General features: G+C 67.6%; 13 protein-coding genes, 1 pseudogene and 1 riboswitch. Of the genes and pseudogenes, 10 read left to right on the top strand and 4 right to left on the bottom strand.

What is annotated here, in order from left to right; genetic code table 11:
* The first annotated feature begins 41 nt into the window (after positions 1–41).
* The 3 genes and pseudogenes from ABIC25_RS10530 (at position 42) to ABIC25_RS10520 (ending at position 3,105) form a co-directional block, all read left to right on the top strand.
* Positions 42–1,709 carry a SulP family inorganic anion transporter gene (locus ABIC25_RS10530; protein ID WP_354561656.1) on the top strand — a complete coding sequence of 556 codons (1,668 nt, stop codon included), beginning with the start codon at positions 42–44 and terminating at the stop codon, positions 1,707–1,709.
* Between the two features lie 128 nt (positions 1,710–1,837).
* Positions 1,838–2,257, top strand: a pseudogene (locus tag ABIC25_RS10525) (DUF1254 domain-containing protein); the annotation flags it as partial.
* 80 nt (positions 2,258–2,337) lie between these two features.
* Complete coding sequence (locus ABIC25_RS10520; RefSeq protein WP_354561328.1) at positions 2,338–3,105, top strand: DUF1214 domain-containing protein; 768 nt, start codon at positions 2,338–2,340, stop codon at positions 3,103–3,105.
* Between the two features lie 55 nt (positions 3,106–3,160).
* Here ABIC25_RS10520 and thiD read toward each other — a convergent pair whose 3' ends face one another.
* Positions 3,161–4,078: a bifunctional hydroxymethylpyrimidine kinase/phosphomethylpyrimidine kinase gene (gene thiD / locus ABIC25_RS10515; protein WP_354561326.1), complete on the bottom strand. Its 918-nt coding sequence runs from the start codon at positions 4,076–4,078 to the stop codon at positions 3,161–3,163.
* 77 nt (positions 4,079–4,155) lie between these two features.
* A riboswitch (TPP riboswitch) is annotated at positions 4,156–4,270 on the bottom strand.
* 209 nt (positions 4,271–4,479) lie between these two features.
* Here thiD and ABIC25_RS10510 point away from each other — a divergent pair.
* On the top strand, positions 4,480–4,827 hold the full coding sequence (locus tag ABIC25_RS10510) for a GNAT family N-acetyltransferase (RefSeq protein ID WP_004019726.1): 348 nt from the start codon (positions 4,480–4,482) through the stop codon (positions 4,825–4,827).
* Positions 4,828–4,840: 13 nt separating this feature from the next.
* On the opposite strand, the gene ABIC25_RS10505 is transcribed toward ABIC25_RS10510, so the two are convergent.
* Complete coding sequence (locus tag ABIC25_RS10505) at positions 4,841–6,499, bottom strand: (2,3-dihydroxybenzoyl)adenylate synthase (RefSeq protein WP_354561324.1); 1,659 nt, start codon at positions 6,497–6,499, stop codon at positions 4,841–4,843.
* A gap of 156 nt (positions 6,500–6,655) precedes the next feature.
* Between ABIC25_RS10505 and ABIC25_RS10500 the strand changes: the two genes are divergently transcribed.
* The 6 genes from ABIC25_RS10500 (at position 6,656) to ABIC25_RS10475 (ending at position 12,823) form a co-directional block, all read left to right on the top strand.
* A complete protein-coding gene (locus tag ABIC25_RS10500; protein WP_004019728.1) occupies positions 6,656–7,996 on the top strand; it encodes a salicylate synthase in 1,341 nt (446 codons plus the stop codon).
* 45 nt (positions 7,997–8,041) lie between these two features.
* Positions 8,042–8,290, top strand: a complete 249-nt coding sequence (locus ABIC25_RS10495; protein ID WP_004019729.1) for an acyl carrier protein — start codon at positions 8,042–8,044, stop codon at positions 8,288–8,290.
* Between the two features lie 14 nt (positions 8,291–8,304).
* Positions 8,305–9,486 (top strand): acyl-CoA dehydrogenase family protein, encoded by a 1,182-nt coding sequence (locus ABIC25_RS10490; RefSeq protein WP_248644509.1) that lies wholly within the window; start codon positions 8,305–8,307, stop codon positions 9,484–9,486.
* Between the two features lie 40 nt (positions 9,487–9,526).
* Positions 9,527–10,834, top strand: a complete 1,308-nt coding sequence (locus ABIC25_RS10485; protein ID WP_248644510.1) for a wax ester/triacylglycerol synthase domain-containing protein — start codon at positions 9,527–9,529, stop codon at positions 10,832–10,834.
* Between the two features lie 107 nt (positions 10,835–10,941).
* Positions 10,942–11,784: an MTB12 C-terminal domain-containing protein gene (locus ABIC25_RS10480; protein ID WP_248644511.1), complete on the top strand. Its 843-nt coding sequence runs from the start codon at positions 10,942–10,944 to the stop codon at positions 11,782–11,784.
* Between the two features lie 64 nt (positions 11,785–11,848).
* Complete coding sequence (locus ABIC25_RS10475) at positions 11,849–12,823, top strand: ABC transporter substrate-binding protein (protein WP_248644512.1); 975 nt, start codon at positions 11,849–11,851, stop codon at positions 12,821–12,823.
* A gap of 411 nt (positions 12,824–13,234) precedes the next feature.
* Here the strand turns inward: ABIC25_RS10475 and ABIC25_RS10470 are convergent, their stop codons facing one another.
* Positions 13,235–14,554 carry a lysine N(6)-hydroxylase/L-ornithine N(5)-oxygenase family protein gene (locus ABIC25_RS10470; RefSeq protein ID WP_101823166.1) on the bottom strand — a complete coding sequence of 440 codons (1,320 nt, stop codon included), beginning with the start codon at positions 14,552–14,554 and terminating at the stop codon, positions 13,235–13,237.
* Positions 14,551–16,095, bottom strand: a complete 1,545-nt coding sequence (locus ABIC25_RS10465; RefSeq protein WP_248644513.1) for a pyridoxal phosphate-dependent decarboxylase family protein — start codon at positions 16,093–16,095, stop codon at positions 14,551–14,553. Before ABIC25_RS10465 ends, ABIC25_RS10470 begins: the two co-directional genes overlap by 4 nt.
* Positions 16,096–16,120 lie beyond the last annotated feature (25 nt).

Below are 16,120 nucleotides of genomic sequence, written 5' to 3'. Positions count from 1 at the left end.
CGTCGTGGACGTAACCTACCGGTGTGTCGACCTCACTCCGGCTGTTTCCGTCCCTCGCCGGATACCGGCGCAGATACATCCGACCCGACCTGATCGCCGGTTTGACGGTCTGGGCCGTGATGGTGCCGGAGGCGCTCGCCTATGCGTCGATCGCGGGGGTGCCGGCCGTCGTCGGCCTCTATGCGGCGGTACCTGCTCTCATTCTGTATGCGGCACTGGGTAGTTCGCGCCACCTCGTCGTCGGACCCATGTCGGCGACCGCTGCCCTGTCAGCGGCCATCATTGCGCCGATGGCCGGCGGCGACCCGGCGATCTACATCGCGTTGTCGACGGCACTGGCGATCGTCGCCGGGGCGGTCGCGCTGCTGGCCGCCGTGGCCCGTCTCGGCTTCGTCGCGTCGTTCATCTCCGAACCGGTACTGAAGGGTTTCATCGTCGGACTCGCCCTGACGATCATCGTGGGTCAGGTGCCGGCGCTCCTCGGGATGGACAAGGAACCCGGCGACTTCTTCGAACAGCTAGTAGGTGTGTTCCGGGAGATCGGGCGGATCGACTGGACGACGGCGGCAGTCGGGATCGCAAGCCTCATCGTGGTGGTGGCCCTCAAACGGTGGCTTCCGCTGATACCCGGTTCGCTGGTCGTCGTCGCCGTGGGCATCGTGGCGGTCTACGTGTTCGCACTCGACGACCACGGGGTCGAGGTCGTCGGCGACATCAGCGCCGGGCTGCCCGCGCTCGGGCTGCCGACCGGACTCGACTGGTCGGACTATCTGGACCTGGCCGGCCCCGCGGTGGGTGTGGTCCTGATCGGATTCGCCGAAGGTCTGGGCGCGGCGAAAACGTACGCGGCCAAGGCCGGCTACACCGTCGACGCGAATCGCGAATTGGCAGGTCTGGGCGCCGCGAACCTGGGCTCGGGCCTGGCGTCGGGGATGGTCGTCAACGGCAGTCTTTCCAAGACCGCGGTCAACGGTGGGGCCGGTGCCCGGACACAAGCAAGTGGACTGATCGTCGCGGCGCTGGTGATCGTCACCCTGCTCGTGCTGACGCCACTCTTCGAGAAACTGCCCGAGGCCACCCTCGCCGCGGTCGTCATCGCCGCGGTGATCGAACTGGTGGACACGCCCGCGTTGCGGGCCCTGTTCCGGGTCTGGACCACGAGACTTGCCGGGATCTATGGCCGGACCACCCGACTCGACTTTCTCTCCGCGGTCGCTGCGATGACCGGGGTCCTCGTCTTCGACACCCTTCCCGGACTCGTGATCGGGATCGTCGTATCGATTCTGCTGCTGCTCTACCGGTCGTCCCAGCCGAATGTTGCCGTCCTGGCCAAGGATGGACGGCGCTGGGTCGACGTCGCCTACAACCCGGGCCTGACGACGATCCCCGGCGTCCGGGTGGTCCGGGTCGAATCCGGTCTGTACTTCGCGAACTCCGACCACGTCCGGGATCGGATCGAATCGATCGCCGACGACGACACCAGGGTCGTGGTGCTCGACGCCGAGACCTCGCCGTTCATCGATGTGAGCGCGGTGCAGATGCTGATCGAACTCCGAGATGCACTGGCCCGCAGGGGCGTCGGTCTGCGCATAGCCCGGGACATCGGTCAGTTCAGAGATGTGGTGCATGCTGTCGACCCCGCAGACCGGCTGCAGCTGTACCCCACGGTCGCCGACGCGGTTGCCCATGAGGCACCGGGTCCTGCCTGATGTCGGACGCGGCGCCTCGGTATGTCGCCTGACGCCATGTGGAGAGCCGGCTGATGCCCGAGTCGGGGAATCGGGCATGGAGAACGGGAGCCAGAACCGAATCGGCTGTGAACGCGTGACCGCCGCAGATGTTTCGTAGGTTGAACCGGCGGGCCAAGTTGAGTGAGGCACCGGAACCCGGCCGCCTCGGCGGGGTTCTGCCGGCGTCGCCGACTGGACAGATCGCCATGCTCGACGACTACATCGATCCGGAGCAAAGGTTCATCGCCTGCCCGAATCAGGATGTGGTGTACGGGCTTGGATTCTTTTCACTCGACGAGCAACCGGTGGTGGTGCAGGTACCGGACTTCGGTGACCGGTTCTATGTGTACGCCTTCTACGATGCCCGCACCGATCAGTTCGGCCGAGTGGGATCGTTGTATGGCAGTGCTCCCGGCCATTATCTGTTGGCGGGCCCGTCGTGGGAGGGGGCCGTTCCTGATGGCATCGTCGATGTGCTGCGCAGCCCCACCACTCTCGGCAACGCGATCCCGCGTGTCTTCATGGATGACACAGCCGAGGACCGTGCTGCGATTCGTCCGCTCATCAACCAGATCATGGTGTACCCGCTGACCGATTCACCGGGCACATGCAGGCGAAGGACTGGGGTGATGTTCCGGCTTTCGATGCCGGGCCGAGCGCGGGTGCGGAGACCAAATGGGTTGATCCACAGCGATTTTTCGATCAACTCGGAGAAGTGCTGCAGTCTGTACCACCGCAACGCGGCGAAGAGGCGTTGTACGCCCAGTTCGCCGCGCTGCTCGACTCCGGCGAGCGCGATCCCGCGATCAGACGGCAGATTGTGGACGCATTCCACGAGGCCGATGACACCTTCGTAGCGAACGCGATGCGGTGGCAGTACAACGGCAAAGCGGTAGGAAACGGGTGGAACAGGTCGGTCAACAATTCCGAATGGGGGTTGGACTATTACAACCGGGCGGCGACCTCGCGGTCCAACATGTTCGAGAACCGAGCGAACGAAACCCAGTACTACTACCTCGATGTCGATTCTGCCGGTGTGCAATTGACCGGCGAGCATCAGTATGAGGTCACGTTTGCCGCAGGCGATCTGCCTCCGGTGGACGGGTTCTGGTCGCTGACGATGTACGACCCAGCACACTTTTTCGTGCCCAACGAGTTGGCGCGGTACTCGCTCGGCACCAAGAACAAGTCGCTGGTGTACGGCGAGGACGGTTCATTGACCCTTCAGGTCGGTAACAGTTCACCCGAAAAGCGCCGGCAGGCCAACTGGCTACCGTCTCCGGCCGGCGAATTCTCACTGTACCTACGTGCCTACGGTGGGCGATCGGCGATCGCTGACGGTTCCTGGATTCCACCGGTGGTGACCCGTCGATAGGGACGGCGCGGCCACGGGTCGTCGCCGATGCGTAGCGGCGAACCAGCCGTATCAGTCAGTCCGTTGAACCGGCGCCCAGTCGCCACAACGGATTGACCGGACCGTGACCGGCGCCCAGCGGATACGCAGCGGCCAGACAGCGCGTGACCCAACCCTTTCCGAAGCCGACCGCCTCGGGGACCGGGTAGCCGTGTGCGAGGGCGCTCGCGATCGCCGCGGCGAGGGTGTCGCCCGCGCCGTGGTCATGCGGGGTGTCGATCCGCTCATGACTGAGTTCGATGAACTGGTCACCGTCGTAGAGCAGGTCCGGGGACCGATCCGACGTCCGCAGGTGCCCGCCCTTGACCAGGGCACACCGCGGCCCGAGATCGAGCAGTGCCCTGGCGGCATCGCGCTGCGAATCGGCGTCGGTGACCTCGATCCCGGTGATCAAGCGGACCTCGTCCAGATTGGGTGTCACGACCGTGGCGAGGGGGAACAGCTTGTGACGCAACGTGTCGAGCGCGGAGTCGGCGAGCAGCTGGTTTCCGTGCATCGATGCGCACACCGGGTCGACCACCAGCGGGACGGATGCATCGCGGCCGATGCCGCTCGCGCCGCACTGCTCGACGATGGCCTCGATGATCGGTGCCGACGCGAGCATGCCGGTCTTCGCCGCGGCGACACCGATGTCACCGGCGACGGAGTCGATCTGCGCCGCCACGGTCTGCGGTGAGATCTCTTCGAAACCGCGGACACCCAGCGAGTTCTGGACGGTCACCGCAGTCACCGCGACACACCCGTGCACCCCGAGCAGAGCGAAGGTGCGCATGTCGGCCTGGATTCCCGCACCACCACCCGAATCCGATCCGGCGATGGTCAGGACCCGAACGGGAGCAGAACCGGGCTGTGCAACAGGGAGTTCCACGAAACCCTCGTCGAGCGTGCGTCGATGTCCGTCGACTGTGCGTTGTTCTGCGTCGACTGTGCGCATCACTTCTCGCCAACCGTCTCGAGGGACAGGGATCCGGAATCGGCGGGTGCGCTGCTGTCGTATGTGGCGGATACAGACGTACCCATGGCTCATCTCCCTACGCCGGCATTACCCGGACAGGTTCGAGCGGTCGGCGACCGCCCGTCGCCATCTCAGCCCTCGGTCATCGTGAGAGCCCCCGCGGTGTGTAGTTGTCGTGCGTCCGCAACCCTACATCGCCCGACGAGACGGGCGGGCAGGGTGCGGCGAACCGTATCGATATGCGACAACCGAGCCATGGGGTCGGCAGTTACGGTTCCGTAAGGTACCGTGTGACCCGGATCACAGGCGGGTGTCATGTCGAGTCAGGGCGGCGCGCGCCGGTGGTCCGATGTCCGTGATCACGAGGTGAGGAGGGTCGGGTGCTCCGCAAGCATCGTCAGCGACCACCACAGTCGGCGAAGTCGATTCTGCAACAGATCTCGCAGGTGGTACACAACCCCGACCGCGACCGATTCGAACTCTGGGTGGCCGGCGATCTGGTCGGCGTTCTCGGCTACACGACCGAGACGGCCGACGGTCAGACGACCATCACCGTGCTGCACACCGTGCTCTACGACGAGTACAGCGGACACGGTCTCGCCACCCGGCTCACCCGCACCGTCGTGCACTACACCCGCGAACAGGGCGCCCGGCTGCGTCCGGTGTGCACGTTCACCAAGCGCTACCTCGACAGCCATCCCGGGATCGTCACCCTCGCTCCGGTGTGAGGGGTGCGCCGGCTCAGTCGGCGAGCAGGGTCTCGCGCAGCACCTTCTTGTCGATCTTGCCGACCGCGGTCACCGGGAGGGTGGTCACGATCCGCACCGCGTCGGGCAGTTTGAACGAGGCGAGTCCGCGCTCGGCGAGGAACGCGCGGATGGTCGCGAGCTCCAGCGGCTGGGCCGGGGGGTGCTCATGCGAGAGCACCACGGCGGCGCAGATCTTCTCCCCGAGTGCGTCGTCGGGTAGGCCGACCACCGCCACCTGTCGGACCGAGTCGTGGGCGAGGAGGTTCTCCTCGACGTCGTCGGCAGCGACGTTCTCGCCGGCTCGGACGATGGTGTCCTTGATGCGGCCGGTCACCGCGAGGTGGCCCGACGGCAGCCTCGTCACCTTGTCGCCGGAGCGATAGAAACCGTCCGGCGTGAAGGACTTCTCGTTGTGGGCTGCGGCCCGGTAGTAACCGCGGATCGTGTACGGCCCACGCACCAGGAGTTCACCTTCCGTGCCATCGGGGACGTCGTCGCCGTCCTCGTCGACCACGCGCACCTCGTCGAGCTCCGACATCGGCGAACCCTGCACCTGGTGAACAAGCTCGCGCGGTTCATCGAGACGGGTGTAGCAGATCAGACCCTCGGCCATCCCGAACACCTGCTGCGCGACGGGGCCGAGTGCGGCGTCGAGGGCGACGGCGTCGGGCTGGGCCAACTTGGCGCCGCCGACCTGCAGCAGGCGCAGCGAGCTGATGTCGGCGGGTTCCCACTCGGTCGCCGCGCACCAGAGTTGCGCGAGGGCGGGGACGAGCGAGGTCACCGTGATGCGGTGTCGCTCGATCAGGTCGAAGGTGTTGTCCGGGCTGGGGTTGTCGGCGAAGACGGTGTGCCCGCCGACGCCGACCACACCGAGGATGCCCGGGCAGCTCAACGGGAAGTTGTGTGCTGCGGGCAGCGCGACGAGGTAGGTGTCGTCGGCGGTGAGGCCGGCGATGCCCGCCGACAGTCGCGCGTTGAGGTCGTAGTCGTCGTGCGTGCGGGCGATCAGTTTCGGCAGGCCGGTGGTTCCCCCCGAGACCAGGAACAGCGCAGGCAGACCGGGGTCGGGGCCGTCGGGGAGCGCGGTCGCGGCGGGGTCGGCGTCGGGCAGCGCCGCGAACCGGCCGGGATCGCCGGAGATGAAGACCTGCGCGATGTCGGGCACCCGCGACTGCAGTTCGGCCGCGAGGTCGCGGAAGTCGAACCCCCGGCGGCCGTCCTCGCCGATGTAGGCGACCGCGCCCGAGCCGGTCGCGAGATGGGCGATCTCGGTGATCCGGTGCGCCGGCAGTGTCATCACCGGCACGACACCCGCGCGAAGGAGGCCGAACAGGGTCACGGCGAAGTCGAGGGAGTTGTTGAGCTGCAGGACGACCCGTTGGGCGGGCCGCAGACCGGCGTCGACGAAACCGGCGGCCCGGCGCAGGGTGGCGGCGCGGAACTCGGCGTAGGTGAGCGTTCGCGGACCGTCGGTGGATGCGTCGGTCACCGCGGGCGCATCGGGGGAGCGCTCGGCCGCGACGTCGAGGGCCGCGAACAGCGGGCGGCCGAGGAACACGCCCGCGTCCCGGTATCGCTGGGCCTGTGCATCGGTGTGGGGGGAGAAACCGTCGAGCAGATCGGTCACGTGGTCGAGGTGCGTCGGCATGAGTTCATTCAAACACAGCCAGGATAGGGTAACCTTACCGGTCGATGCGGGACGGTGGGCCCGCTCTCGACCGTGGGGGGTTGTTTGATTAGGCTGCCCTAAGCTTCCCTATGATCATCGGTGCTCGAGTGCATCACGACCGGAGGAACGAAGGACATGTCGCTGACAACCGAATCGCACGCCGCGCAGTTCGTCGACCTGCTCGCGCCCGCCTCGCCGCTGGGTGAGTCCGATGCTGCGCGGATCACGGCCGCCTGGGCGGGTTCCGGCGAGTTCGGCGATCATGTCGTCTACGAGCGCGACCGGCGATGGACCTTCGCGGCCGGGGTGCGTGCTCGTGTGGTCGTGACGCGGAGCGAGGTCATCGTCGACGATCAGGGTGACCGGACGACGACGCCGTGGCGCGGCGACCCCGCCGACGCGCTCGCTGCCGCGACCGCTTCGTTGTCGATCCCGGACTGGCGCGTCTACGGCTGGGTCGGCTTCGACTTCTGTGCGCCCTATCACGGCATCCTCGACCGCGTCCCGGAGGACACCGTCCTGGCGCACCTCATCGTCCCCGAGTTCGAGGTGACCGTCGATGCCGAGGGCGTCGACACCGGCGCCGTCGACGCCGATCGTGCCCGTCGTCTTCTCGAGATCGCCTCGCAGGCAACTGTTTCGGCAGAGTCGCGACCGGTGGATGTCCAGGCGGACCCCGACGACTACCGGGGGCGGGTGGCGACTGCGGTCGCCGAGATCGAAGCCGGCCGGTATCAGAAGGTGATCCTCTCCCGCGCCGTCGACATCCCGTTCGACGTGGACATCCCCGCGACCTACGCGCGCGGCCGGGCCGACAACAATCCCGCCCGCAGCTATCTGCTCTCGCTCGGCGACCTCCAGGCCGCCGGATTCAGCCCCGAGCTCGTCGTCGCGGTGCATGACGACCGGACGGTGGTCACCGAACCGCTCGCCGGGACAAGGGCTTTCGGTATCTCGGCGGATCAGGACGCGGCGGCGCGCGCCGACCTCCTCTCCGATGCGAAGGAGATCGCCGAGCACGCCATGTCGGTGCGGGCATGCTTCGACGAGATCTCGTCGATCGCAGCGGACGACACCACCGCGGTGAGCGAGTTCATGGAGGTCCGCGAACGAGGCAGCGTCCAGCACCTGGCCTCGACCGTCCGCGGCACCCTCGCTGCTCACGAATCACCCTGGCGTGCACTCGAAGTCGTCTTCCCGTCGATCACCGCGTCGGGGATCCCCAAGACCCCGGCGGTGGAGGCGATCGACCGCCTCGAGCCGCGGCGTCGTGGCCTGTACTCCGGCGCCATCCTCACCGCGGCATCGACGGGCGAACTCGAGGCCACCCTTGCGCTGCGCACCATCTTCTCCTCCGGAGACGGCGCGTGGCTGCGTGCCGGCGCCGGGATCGTCGCGCAGTCCACGCCGGAGCGCGAGTTCACCGAGACCTGCGAAAAACTCGGCAGCGTCGCCCCGTACGTGGTCCCGCGCTGATCACCCGATACTTTCGACCGAACACCCCATCTCAGGAGTCACCACATGTCCGACCACATCACCGAAGCCCTGCGCGGCATCCTCGAAGAAGACCTCGACCTCTCGCTGGGAGACGTCAGCCGCGACGCGAAGCTGATCGACGACCTGGGACTGGATTCGGTGGCGTTCGCCATCGGTGTGGTGGCGATCGAGGAGCGGCTCGGCGTGAAGCTGTCCGAGCGGGAGCTCTTCGAGTCCAAGACCGTCGGTGACCTCGAAGACCTCATCCGGTCGAAGGCCGGCACCCCGGCCTGAGACGGAGAGTCGACATGAGTGTGGACACACCGGTGCAGACGTACGCCGAATTGCTCGACGCCGCGTTCGACGAGCGGGTGACGTCGTGGACGGCGCAGGCCGAACAGGATCACCGGTTCCCGCGGCCCCTTCTCGAGCACCTCGGCTCCGAAGGTGTCTTCGTCCGTAAGTGGGAGGACCGCAAGTTCACCGACCTCCGCGATCATTTCGCGCTCGGCGCCCACCTCGGCGCGCTCGGCTCCGCGGCGATCGGGGTGGGGGTGAGCCTGCACGACTCGGCGATCGCCATCCTCCGCCGCTTCGGCCGCAACGACTACCTCAAGGACCTCGCCCAGCGTGCGCTGACCGCCGAGACGGTGCTCTGCATCGGGGCCTCCGAAGAGCAGGGCGGCTCGGATCTGCAGAACTCCGAGACCCGGATCTTCCCGGAGAACGACGGCTTCCGCGTCGTCGGACACAAGAAGTTCGTGTCGCTCTCGCCGATCGCGGATCACGTGTTCGTGGTCTGCCGTGGCGTCGACGACGGTCCTGATCTGGGCGGCAACGTGGCCCTCGCCGCGGTGCCGATCAAGTCGGTCACGGTGGGTGAGCCGTACCAGAAGCTGGGCGCCGGGCCGCTCGACACCGCCCCGGTCACGATCGATGCCTGGATCCCGGAAGAGGCGCTGATCGCGCGGCCGGGGACCGGCCTGGCCATCATCAGCTGGGGGCTGGCGCACGAGCGGTACTCGGTGGCCGCCCAGATCGCCGCCGCCTGCGAGGTCATGATCGGGGTGACGCTCGCCCGGATGATGGAGCGCACCCAGTTCGGCAAGAAGCTCTACGACCACCAGGCGCTGCGCCTGCGCGTGGCGGACCTGCAGGCCAGGGTCGACGTTCTGCGGTACGCACTCGCCGGCGTCGCCGCCGAGGGCAAGATCAACCTGCGCACCGCCGCGGCGCTGAAGGCGACGGCCGCCAATCTCGGTGAGGAGGTCGCGTCGGAGTGCCTGCACATCTTCGGCGGGATCGGTTACCTCGAGACCGAGACCCCGATCGGCCGGTGGTGGCGGGACATGAAGCTGGCCCGCGTCGGGGGCGGCACCGATGAGGTGCTGTGGGAACTCGTCGCGGCAGCGATGAAGCCCGACACCGAGCGTTACCAGGCCATGTTCGTCGATTCGGAGCTGCACCGGCCGGGCTCGTCCGCGTCCTGAGAAGCATCCGAACATCCTCTCCCACCCAGGCGGTCCTCACATGAACAGCCCAGCCGGCCAGGCACCGGTCGACGCACGCGTCACCGAACTCGCGCCTCCCGACCACACCTACCTGCACATGGACAAGGCCGGTGCGCCGATGCACTGGTCGATGATCCTGCAGCTCGAGGGCGGCGGCGACGTGCTCGGCCTCGACGAGGTGCGGGAGCGGGTCCGCGAACGATCCGGGCTGTTCGAGATCTTTCGGCTGGGAATCCGTAACGGGCGCTGGCGCAAGCCCGAGGTGGTGCTCGCCGACGACAGCTGGGACGCCGGCGAGCACGTGACCGAGCTGGGGTTCACCGACCGTGCGCACCTGCAACGTCGGGTGGCGAAGCTCCTCGAGTCGCCGCTGCCTCGCCCGCGCCCGTTCTGGGACATCACGCTGTTCACCCCGTCGGCCGGCGCCGAGGGCGTCGGGCAGTGGGTCCTGCTACGGGTACACCACAGCGTTTCCGACGGCATCGCGGGCGCCGCGTTCGCCGCGCTCCTCGCCGACGGCGAACCCGAGGACCTGGCCGAGTTCGAGCGGTTCGCGACCAGCCCTCGATTCCGGATCAGCGGCATCGATCCCGAGGAACTCGCCGAGGCGAAGGCCGCCTACGGCGATCAGCACGCGGCCGGCGGTGGCAAGAAGCGGGCCTGGCCCGCGCTCACCAAGTCGGGCGAGCGGGAGTACGCACTCGTCGATGCCTCGACCCGAGACCTGCGCAAGGCGGCCAAACGCAACGATGCGACGGTCCACGAGTTCCTGCTCGCCGCCATCGGACGGGCGATCAGCCTCAACCCGCCGACGAGTCCACAGGCCGACGTCGTCCGCGTGACCCTGCCCGTGACCCTCGACGACGGATTCCGCCACACCGGTAACGCGGTGTCCGTGGCGCTCCTCAACCTGCTCGGCAACGAGCCCGATCTCACACGCCAGATCGACCGCGCGCGAAGCGAGCTCGAGACGATCGCGAGGCGGAAGCCGGAGCTGTACCTGGCCGCGGCCGACGATCTGCCGCGCGCACCGCTGTGGGGTCTGCAGCGCGCGATCGTGAACGCGTCGATGTCCCACATGCACCCCGACATCCACATCGGCATCAACCCCGGCTTCTCCCGGGTGCGGTCGGTGCTGGGGCAGTCGATCGTCACCCTGACGCCGCTGTCGCCGCTCGCGGGCTACTCGCTGTCGGTGACGACGTTGATCCTCGGACACACCACGACGTTCGGCGTCGTCACCGATGCGCAGGCACTGCCCGGTTACGCCGACCGCTTCGTGGCGACGCTCGGTGAAGTACTGCGGGAGGCCCTCCCGTCGACCTGACGGGGGTGCAAGCTTAGGCTTGCCTTGTCATCCGATGTCCGAGGGCTGCAAGATACAGGTGGCCGTCGGCTCGGCGGGGGCGAAGACATACACGGAGAAAGATCAACATGAGCAACGACGTCAACTACCAGGACCCGTCGGCGGTCGACTACCAATCCGGGGTCGATTACCGCGAACCGGATGCGGGTTCGTCGCGTCGGTCGGGCGGGGTCAGCATCCCGACCGTGCTGGCGTCGGCAGGCGTCGCCGCCATCATCTCCGCGATCGTCGTGACGATCGGCGTGGTGGGCATCGTGGTGAGCGAGCGTAACGACTCCGCCACCGCCGCCCAGCCGACCGTCGTCAACCTCGGTGCCGCGCAGACGGCGCTGCCCCAGCAGGGCATCGCGGGCCAGCAGCCGGGCGCGGTCCCGGGCCAGCCCGCACCCGCCGGGGCGCCGGCCGCCGGAGCGCCCGCGGCGGCCCCGACGGAGAACGTGCCCGAAGGCGGCGGCGCGATCGGCGGACCGGTCGCCCCTCCCGGTGAGGGAGCTGGTCAGGCCCCGGCCCCGGCGCCGGGCACCACGGCCGCACCGCAGCAGACCGTGGCCGCCGGGCCCACCGCGCTGACCCCGGGACAGCTCAACACCAAGGTCCGGATCGTCATGAACTCCAACGGCAGCCGCGCCGCCCGGGCCGCCGAACTCGAAGGCGGTGAGCGTGCGCTCCGCCAGATCGACCTCGTCGCCCGTGCGATCACGACCTACGGCAACGTCGGGCTGAGCTACCAGATGGTCGGGCCGGTCCAGGTCAGTGGCAACACCCTGACCGCGCCGCTGCAGATCAGCGTGGTCGGCCGCGGAAGCCAGAACCGGTCGATGACGTTCGTGTGGAGCGGCAACAAGTGGAAGCTGTCCAACCGAAGCGTCTGCACCATAGCGGGATTCGTCCTGCTGCCCTGCTCGCTCTGACGGCCGGGCACACACTCTGTCCGGTCCGCCGGACGACATCGACACTCCATTGGGGGATCTTCACGTGACTTCACGACATCGCCTGGGCGCTCTCGTCGCGAGCGCACTCCTGTTCGCGGGCCTGCTGGCCGGTTGCTCGAGCTCGGATGACGAATCCGCGGGCGGCTCCGTCCAACTCAATCTCCCGGACGGCAGGCAGGTCACCATCCCGGACACCCCGGAGCGGATCGTCACACTGGGTGACCAGTGGACCGACGTCGTGTTGTCGTTCGGTGAGACGCCGGTCGGTTACTACGACTACTCGAAGTCGGCGACCGGCGAGATGCAGCCCTGGTACGGCCAGAAGCTGGCCGATGCCACGTTCGTCGACCCCACCAAGGGTGACGACGCGACGACCATCGCCACACTGAACCCCGATCTGATCTTCGCACCGGGCTTCGCGTCGGACAGCCCGGAGTTCGAACAGATCTCGAAGCTGGCGCCGACGGTGAACGCCATCAGCGACCAGGAGATCGACCCCTGGCAGGACATGGTCACCGTGATGGGCACGGTGCTGCACGATCCGGAGAAGGCGAAGTCGATCATCGACGACACCAACGGCAAGATCGCGGCGGTGTCCGAGGAGTACCCGGGTCTGAAGGGCAAGACCTACGCGTTCGCCTTCATGTACGGCCCCGATCAGCTGTCGGTTCTCGGTGACGAGAACGACGGTGCCGCAAAGCTGTTCACCCAGCTCGGCATGAAGATGGCCCCCAAGCTGGTCGCCGAGTACCAGCGGACCGGGCAGCCGCGGTTCGGTCTGAGCACCGAGAACATCCCGATGCTCGACGCCGACGTGCTCGTCGTGGCCACCGCCACCCCCGAGCAGGCGGAGACCCTGCGGTCGCTTCCCGGGTACAAGAACCTGAAGGCGGTCAAGGACAACGCCGTCACGTTCATGACCCAGTCGCAGATCACCGGCCTCAACGCGCCGACGCCGAACTCGATCCCCTACGTCCTCGATCTGCTCAAGCCGTCCTTCGCCGCGGCGTCCAACTGATCTCCGTCTGACGAACTCGCCCTCTGCGGAAAGCGGAGGGCGACTTCGTTTCTGGGGCACCGGACCCTTCGAGGCTCGTCGCTTGCGCTCCTCGCACCTCAGGGAGCAGAGGGTGCCCCCTGCTGGTTGAGCAGGCGACGAGCGCAGCGAGGAGCCGTGTCGAAGCCACTTCGCAACCCCGCCAACGACAACGGCCCGACCCTTCGAGGCTCGTCGCTAACGCTCCTCGCACCTCAGGGAGCAGAGGGGAATCGGTCGCTCGCGCTTCAAGCGACTCAGGGAGCAGAGGGTGCCCCCCTGCTGGTTGAGCAGGCGACGAGCGCAGCGAGGAGCCGTGTCGAAGCCACTTCGCAACCCCATGAACGACCACGGCCCGACCCGCGAGGCGGATCGGGCCGTGGGCAGGGTCGACTAGGGAGCGACGATGTCGTCGTCGTCCGCGGCGCCGAAGCTGGTGAACGCGGTGTGCTTGGGCAACCGGTAGGCCTCTCGGCCCAGAACCGTGTTGAGGATGCGCGCGTTGCGGACGGCGCCGATGTCGAGGTTCGGGGCCGAGACGCCGTGCGCATGCTCCTCGGCGTTGGCGACGAAGATCCGGTTGGTCAGGGCGTCGTCGGTCTCGATCTCGTGGTTGGCGCCGATGACGAGCCGTCCACGGGAATCGCGATGCAGCGCAGACTCGATCGGAGCGAGGAAGTCCGCCTTGCGCGCCTGGTATCCGGTGCTGGCGATGACCATGTCGGTGGTGTGGGCCAGTTCGGAACCGGTGTCGAGGTGGCGGCCGCGCACCCGGAGCTTGCCGTCGGCGAGGGTGTCGACGCCGTCGACCTCGACCGAGATCCGCAGCTGCACCGGGTTGAGCTTGTCCTGCAACTGACGCCGGTACAGCAGGTCGTGGAGCCGCTCGAGCGAGTCGGTGGAGATTCCCTTGTGGAACTGCCAGTGCTGCGGGCGGACCCGGTCACGTGCGGCCTCGGGAAGACTGTGGAAGTAGTCCATGTAGGCCGGCGTGGTCATCTCCAGCGACAGCTTCGTGAAGTCCAGGGGTGCGAACCATGGTGTGCGCGTCCACCATCGCACGGCGGGGCCGCCGCGCAGGTTGGCCTCGAGCAGATCGATGACGATCTCGGCACCCGACTGGCCGGATCCGACGACCGTGACGGTGTCGGCGGCCAGCGCCTTCTCCTGGTTGAACAGGTAGTCGGAACTGTGGACCACGGCCGGCGACTCCGACGAGAGTGCTTGCGGGATGAACGGTTCGGTGCCGATCCCGACCACCACGTGACGCGCGATCACCGTCGAGGAGCTCGTCGGAGTGTGCATGGTCACCCGGAAGGCATCGGCCTCGGCGTCCCATGTCACCTCGTCGACGGTGGTGCTCCACCGGAGTGAGTCGAGCCGGGACACGCACCAGAGGAGGTAGGCCTCGTACTCGATGCGCGTCGGAAAGAAGTCCTCGCGCACCAGGAATCGGTACATGCGATCGATGTCGGCCATGTAGTTCAGGAACGACAGCGGGTGGGTCGGATCGACGAGCGTCACCAGATCGGACAGGAAGCTCACCTGCAGGGTGGCATCGTCGAACATCAGGCCCGGGTGCCACCGGAACTCGTCGCGTGAGTCGACGACGAGGAGGTTCACGTCGTCGAGCGTCGAGGCGAGCGCGGCGAGGCCCAGATTGAACGGGCCGCAACCGATCGCCAATACGTCTACGTTCTCAACAGAGTTCATTCGGAGACTCTCACCATTTCTTCACTGTATGTTCCCGCGCCGGGTGCGGCGGAGCCTTCGGACTCCACCTCGAGGGCGACGCGGAGGAGTTCGTCGAACAGCTCGTCGATGTCGCTCTCCGAGGTCTCCGGGTTGAGGAGGGTCAACTTCAGGCAGGTCTGTGGCTCGTCCTCGCCCGGGATCCGGACCTGGGTACGGCCGATGAGGGCCTTGCCGTCGGCGATGAGGCGGCGCCGCAGTTCACCGTTGACCACGTCGAGATCGGTGCACCGGTAGCGGAACACGACGGTCGTCAGCGTGACCGGCGCGATGAGCTCGAGCTGCAGTTCGGTGGCGACACGCTGTTCGGCGTACAGCGCGAGGTCGTTGCACTTGTCGAGCATCTCCCCGAGGGTGCTGCGTCCGTAGGCGAGCAGGGTGGTCGCGACCTTGAGGACGTCCGGACGCCGGGTCGTCTGGAGGGTCTGACCGAGGAGGCCGCTGTACCCGGCCTCCACGTCGTCGTCGGGATTGAGGTACGCCACCGAGCGATTCAGGGACACGAAGCGATCGGCGTCGGACAGGAGCATGAGGCTCGCAGCGGCGGGCTGCCAGCCGACCTTGTGCAGGTCCAGGGTGACCGAGTCGGCGCGTTCGACGCCGGTGAGCAACCCGGCGAGGCGGTCGGAGAACAGCGAACCGAAACCGTATGCGGCATCGACGTGCATCCAGATCTCATGACGCTCGGCGATGTCGGCGATCTCCCCGAGCGGGTCGACGGTGCCGAAGTCGGTGGTGCCCGCGGTGGCGACGATCGCCAGTGGGGTGGCGGTGCCGGAGTCCCGGATCGCTGCCTCGAGGGCCTCCGGGATCATCCGGTGGTGTGAATCGACGTCGACCGGGATGACCGCGGACTCGCCCAGACCCAGTGCCGCGCAGGCACGATGGACCGAGAAGTGGGCGACCCGCGAACAGAAGACGACGGGGCGATGCAGTGCGCCGACGCCGTCATGACGCACGTCCACACCGTGGCGCGCGGCGGTGTGATCGCGGGCGATCATGAGCGCCAGCAGGTTCGAGATCGATCCGCCGGGACTGAAGACACCGCCGGCATGCTCGCCGAAGCCGGCCATGCGGGCCAGTGACTGCACGGTCCAGGTCTCGAGCGCGAGCGTGGCCGGACCCGAATCGTAGGTGTCGAGTGAGGCATTGGTCGCCGATGCGAGGGCGTCCGCGGCAACCGCCACCGACAGCGGAGCGGGCTGCAGATGTGCCGCGGCCATGGGGTGGGTGAGGTCGAGACCGAACTCGGCCACCAGGCGAGCGAGCCGGGTCAGTGCCTCGGATTCGCCGATGCCGGTCTCGGGAATCCCGTGCGGACCGAGCAGTGCCGTCACGCCGCCGAGTACAGCCACGGGGTCACCGCTCGGCAGCGGGGCGCCGTGGTGATCGTCGCTGACCGCGGCGGCGACCTCGGCCAGGCCTCGGCCGACGTCGGCCCAACCGTGGCCGGGACGGGCGAATCGCGAGGCACCCCAGACGGACTGGTGGTCTTCGGACACTGAGTTCCCCCTTGTTGACTCTGGC

It is taken from the genome of Gordonia sp. PvP123, assembly GCF_040547295.1.
In the GTDB taxonomy this organism is placed as follows: domain Bacteria; phylum Actinomycetota; class Actinomycetes; order Mycobacteriales; family Mycobacteriaceae; genus Gordonia; species Gordonia terrae.
The sequence above is the reverse complement of the archived record's forward strand: the minus strand, read 5'-3'. Positions and strand labels throughout refer to the sequence as shown.

Coding starts and splice junctions, on each gene's coding strand:
- ABIC25_RS10505 (WP_354561324.1), bottom strand. CDS start 6,499: ATGCCGACGCACCTCGACCACGTGACCGATCTGCTCGACGGTTTCTCC.
- ABIC25_RS10485 (WP_248644510.1), top strand. CDS start 9,527: ATGAACAGCCCAGCCGGCCAGGCACCGGTCGACGCACGCGTCACCGAA.
- ABIC25_RS10480 (WP_248644511.1), top strand. CDS start 10,942: ATGAGCAACGACGTCAACTACCAGGACCCGTCGGCGGTCGACTACCAA.
- ABIC25_RS10470 (WP_101823166.1), bottom strand. CDS start 14,554: ATGAACTCTGTTGAGAACGTAGACGTATTGGCGATCGGTTGCGGCCCG.
- ABIC25_RS10495 (WP_004019729.1), top strand. CDS start 8,042: ATGTCCGACCACATCACCGAAGCCCTGCGCGGCATCCTCGAAGAAGAC.
- thiD (WP_354561326.1), bottom strand. CDS start 4,078: ATGCGCACAGTCGACGCAGAACAACGCACAGTCGACGGACATCGACGC.
- ABIC25_RS10500 (WP_004019728.1), top strand. CDS start 6,656: ATGTCGCTGACAACCGAATCGCACGCCGCGCAGTTCGTCGACCTGCTC.
- ABIC25_RS10520 (WP_354561328.1), top strand. CDS start 2,338: ATGCAGGCGAAGGACTGGGGTGATGTTCCGGCTTTCGATGCCGGGCCG.
- ABIC25_RS10490 (WP_248644509.1), top strand. CDS start 8,305: ATGAGTGTGGACACACCGGTGCAGACGTACGCCGAATTGCTCGACGCC.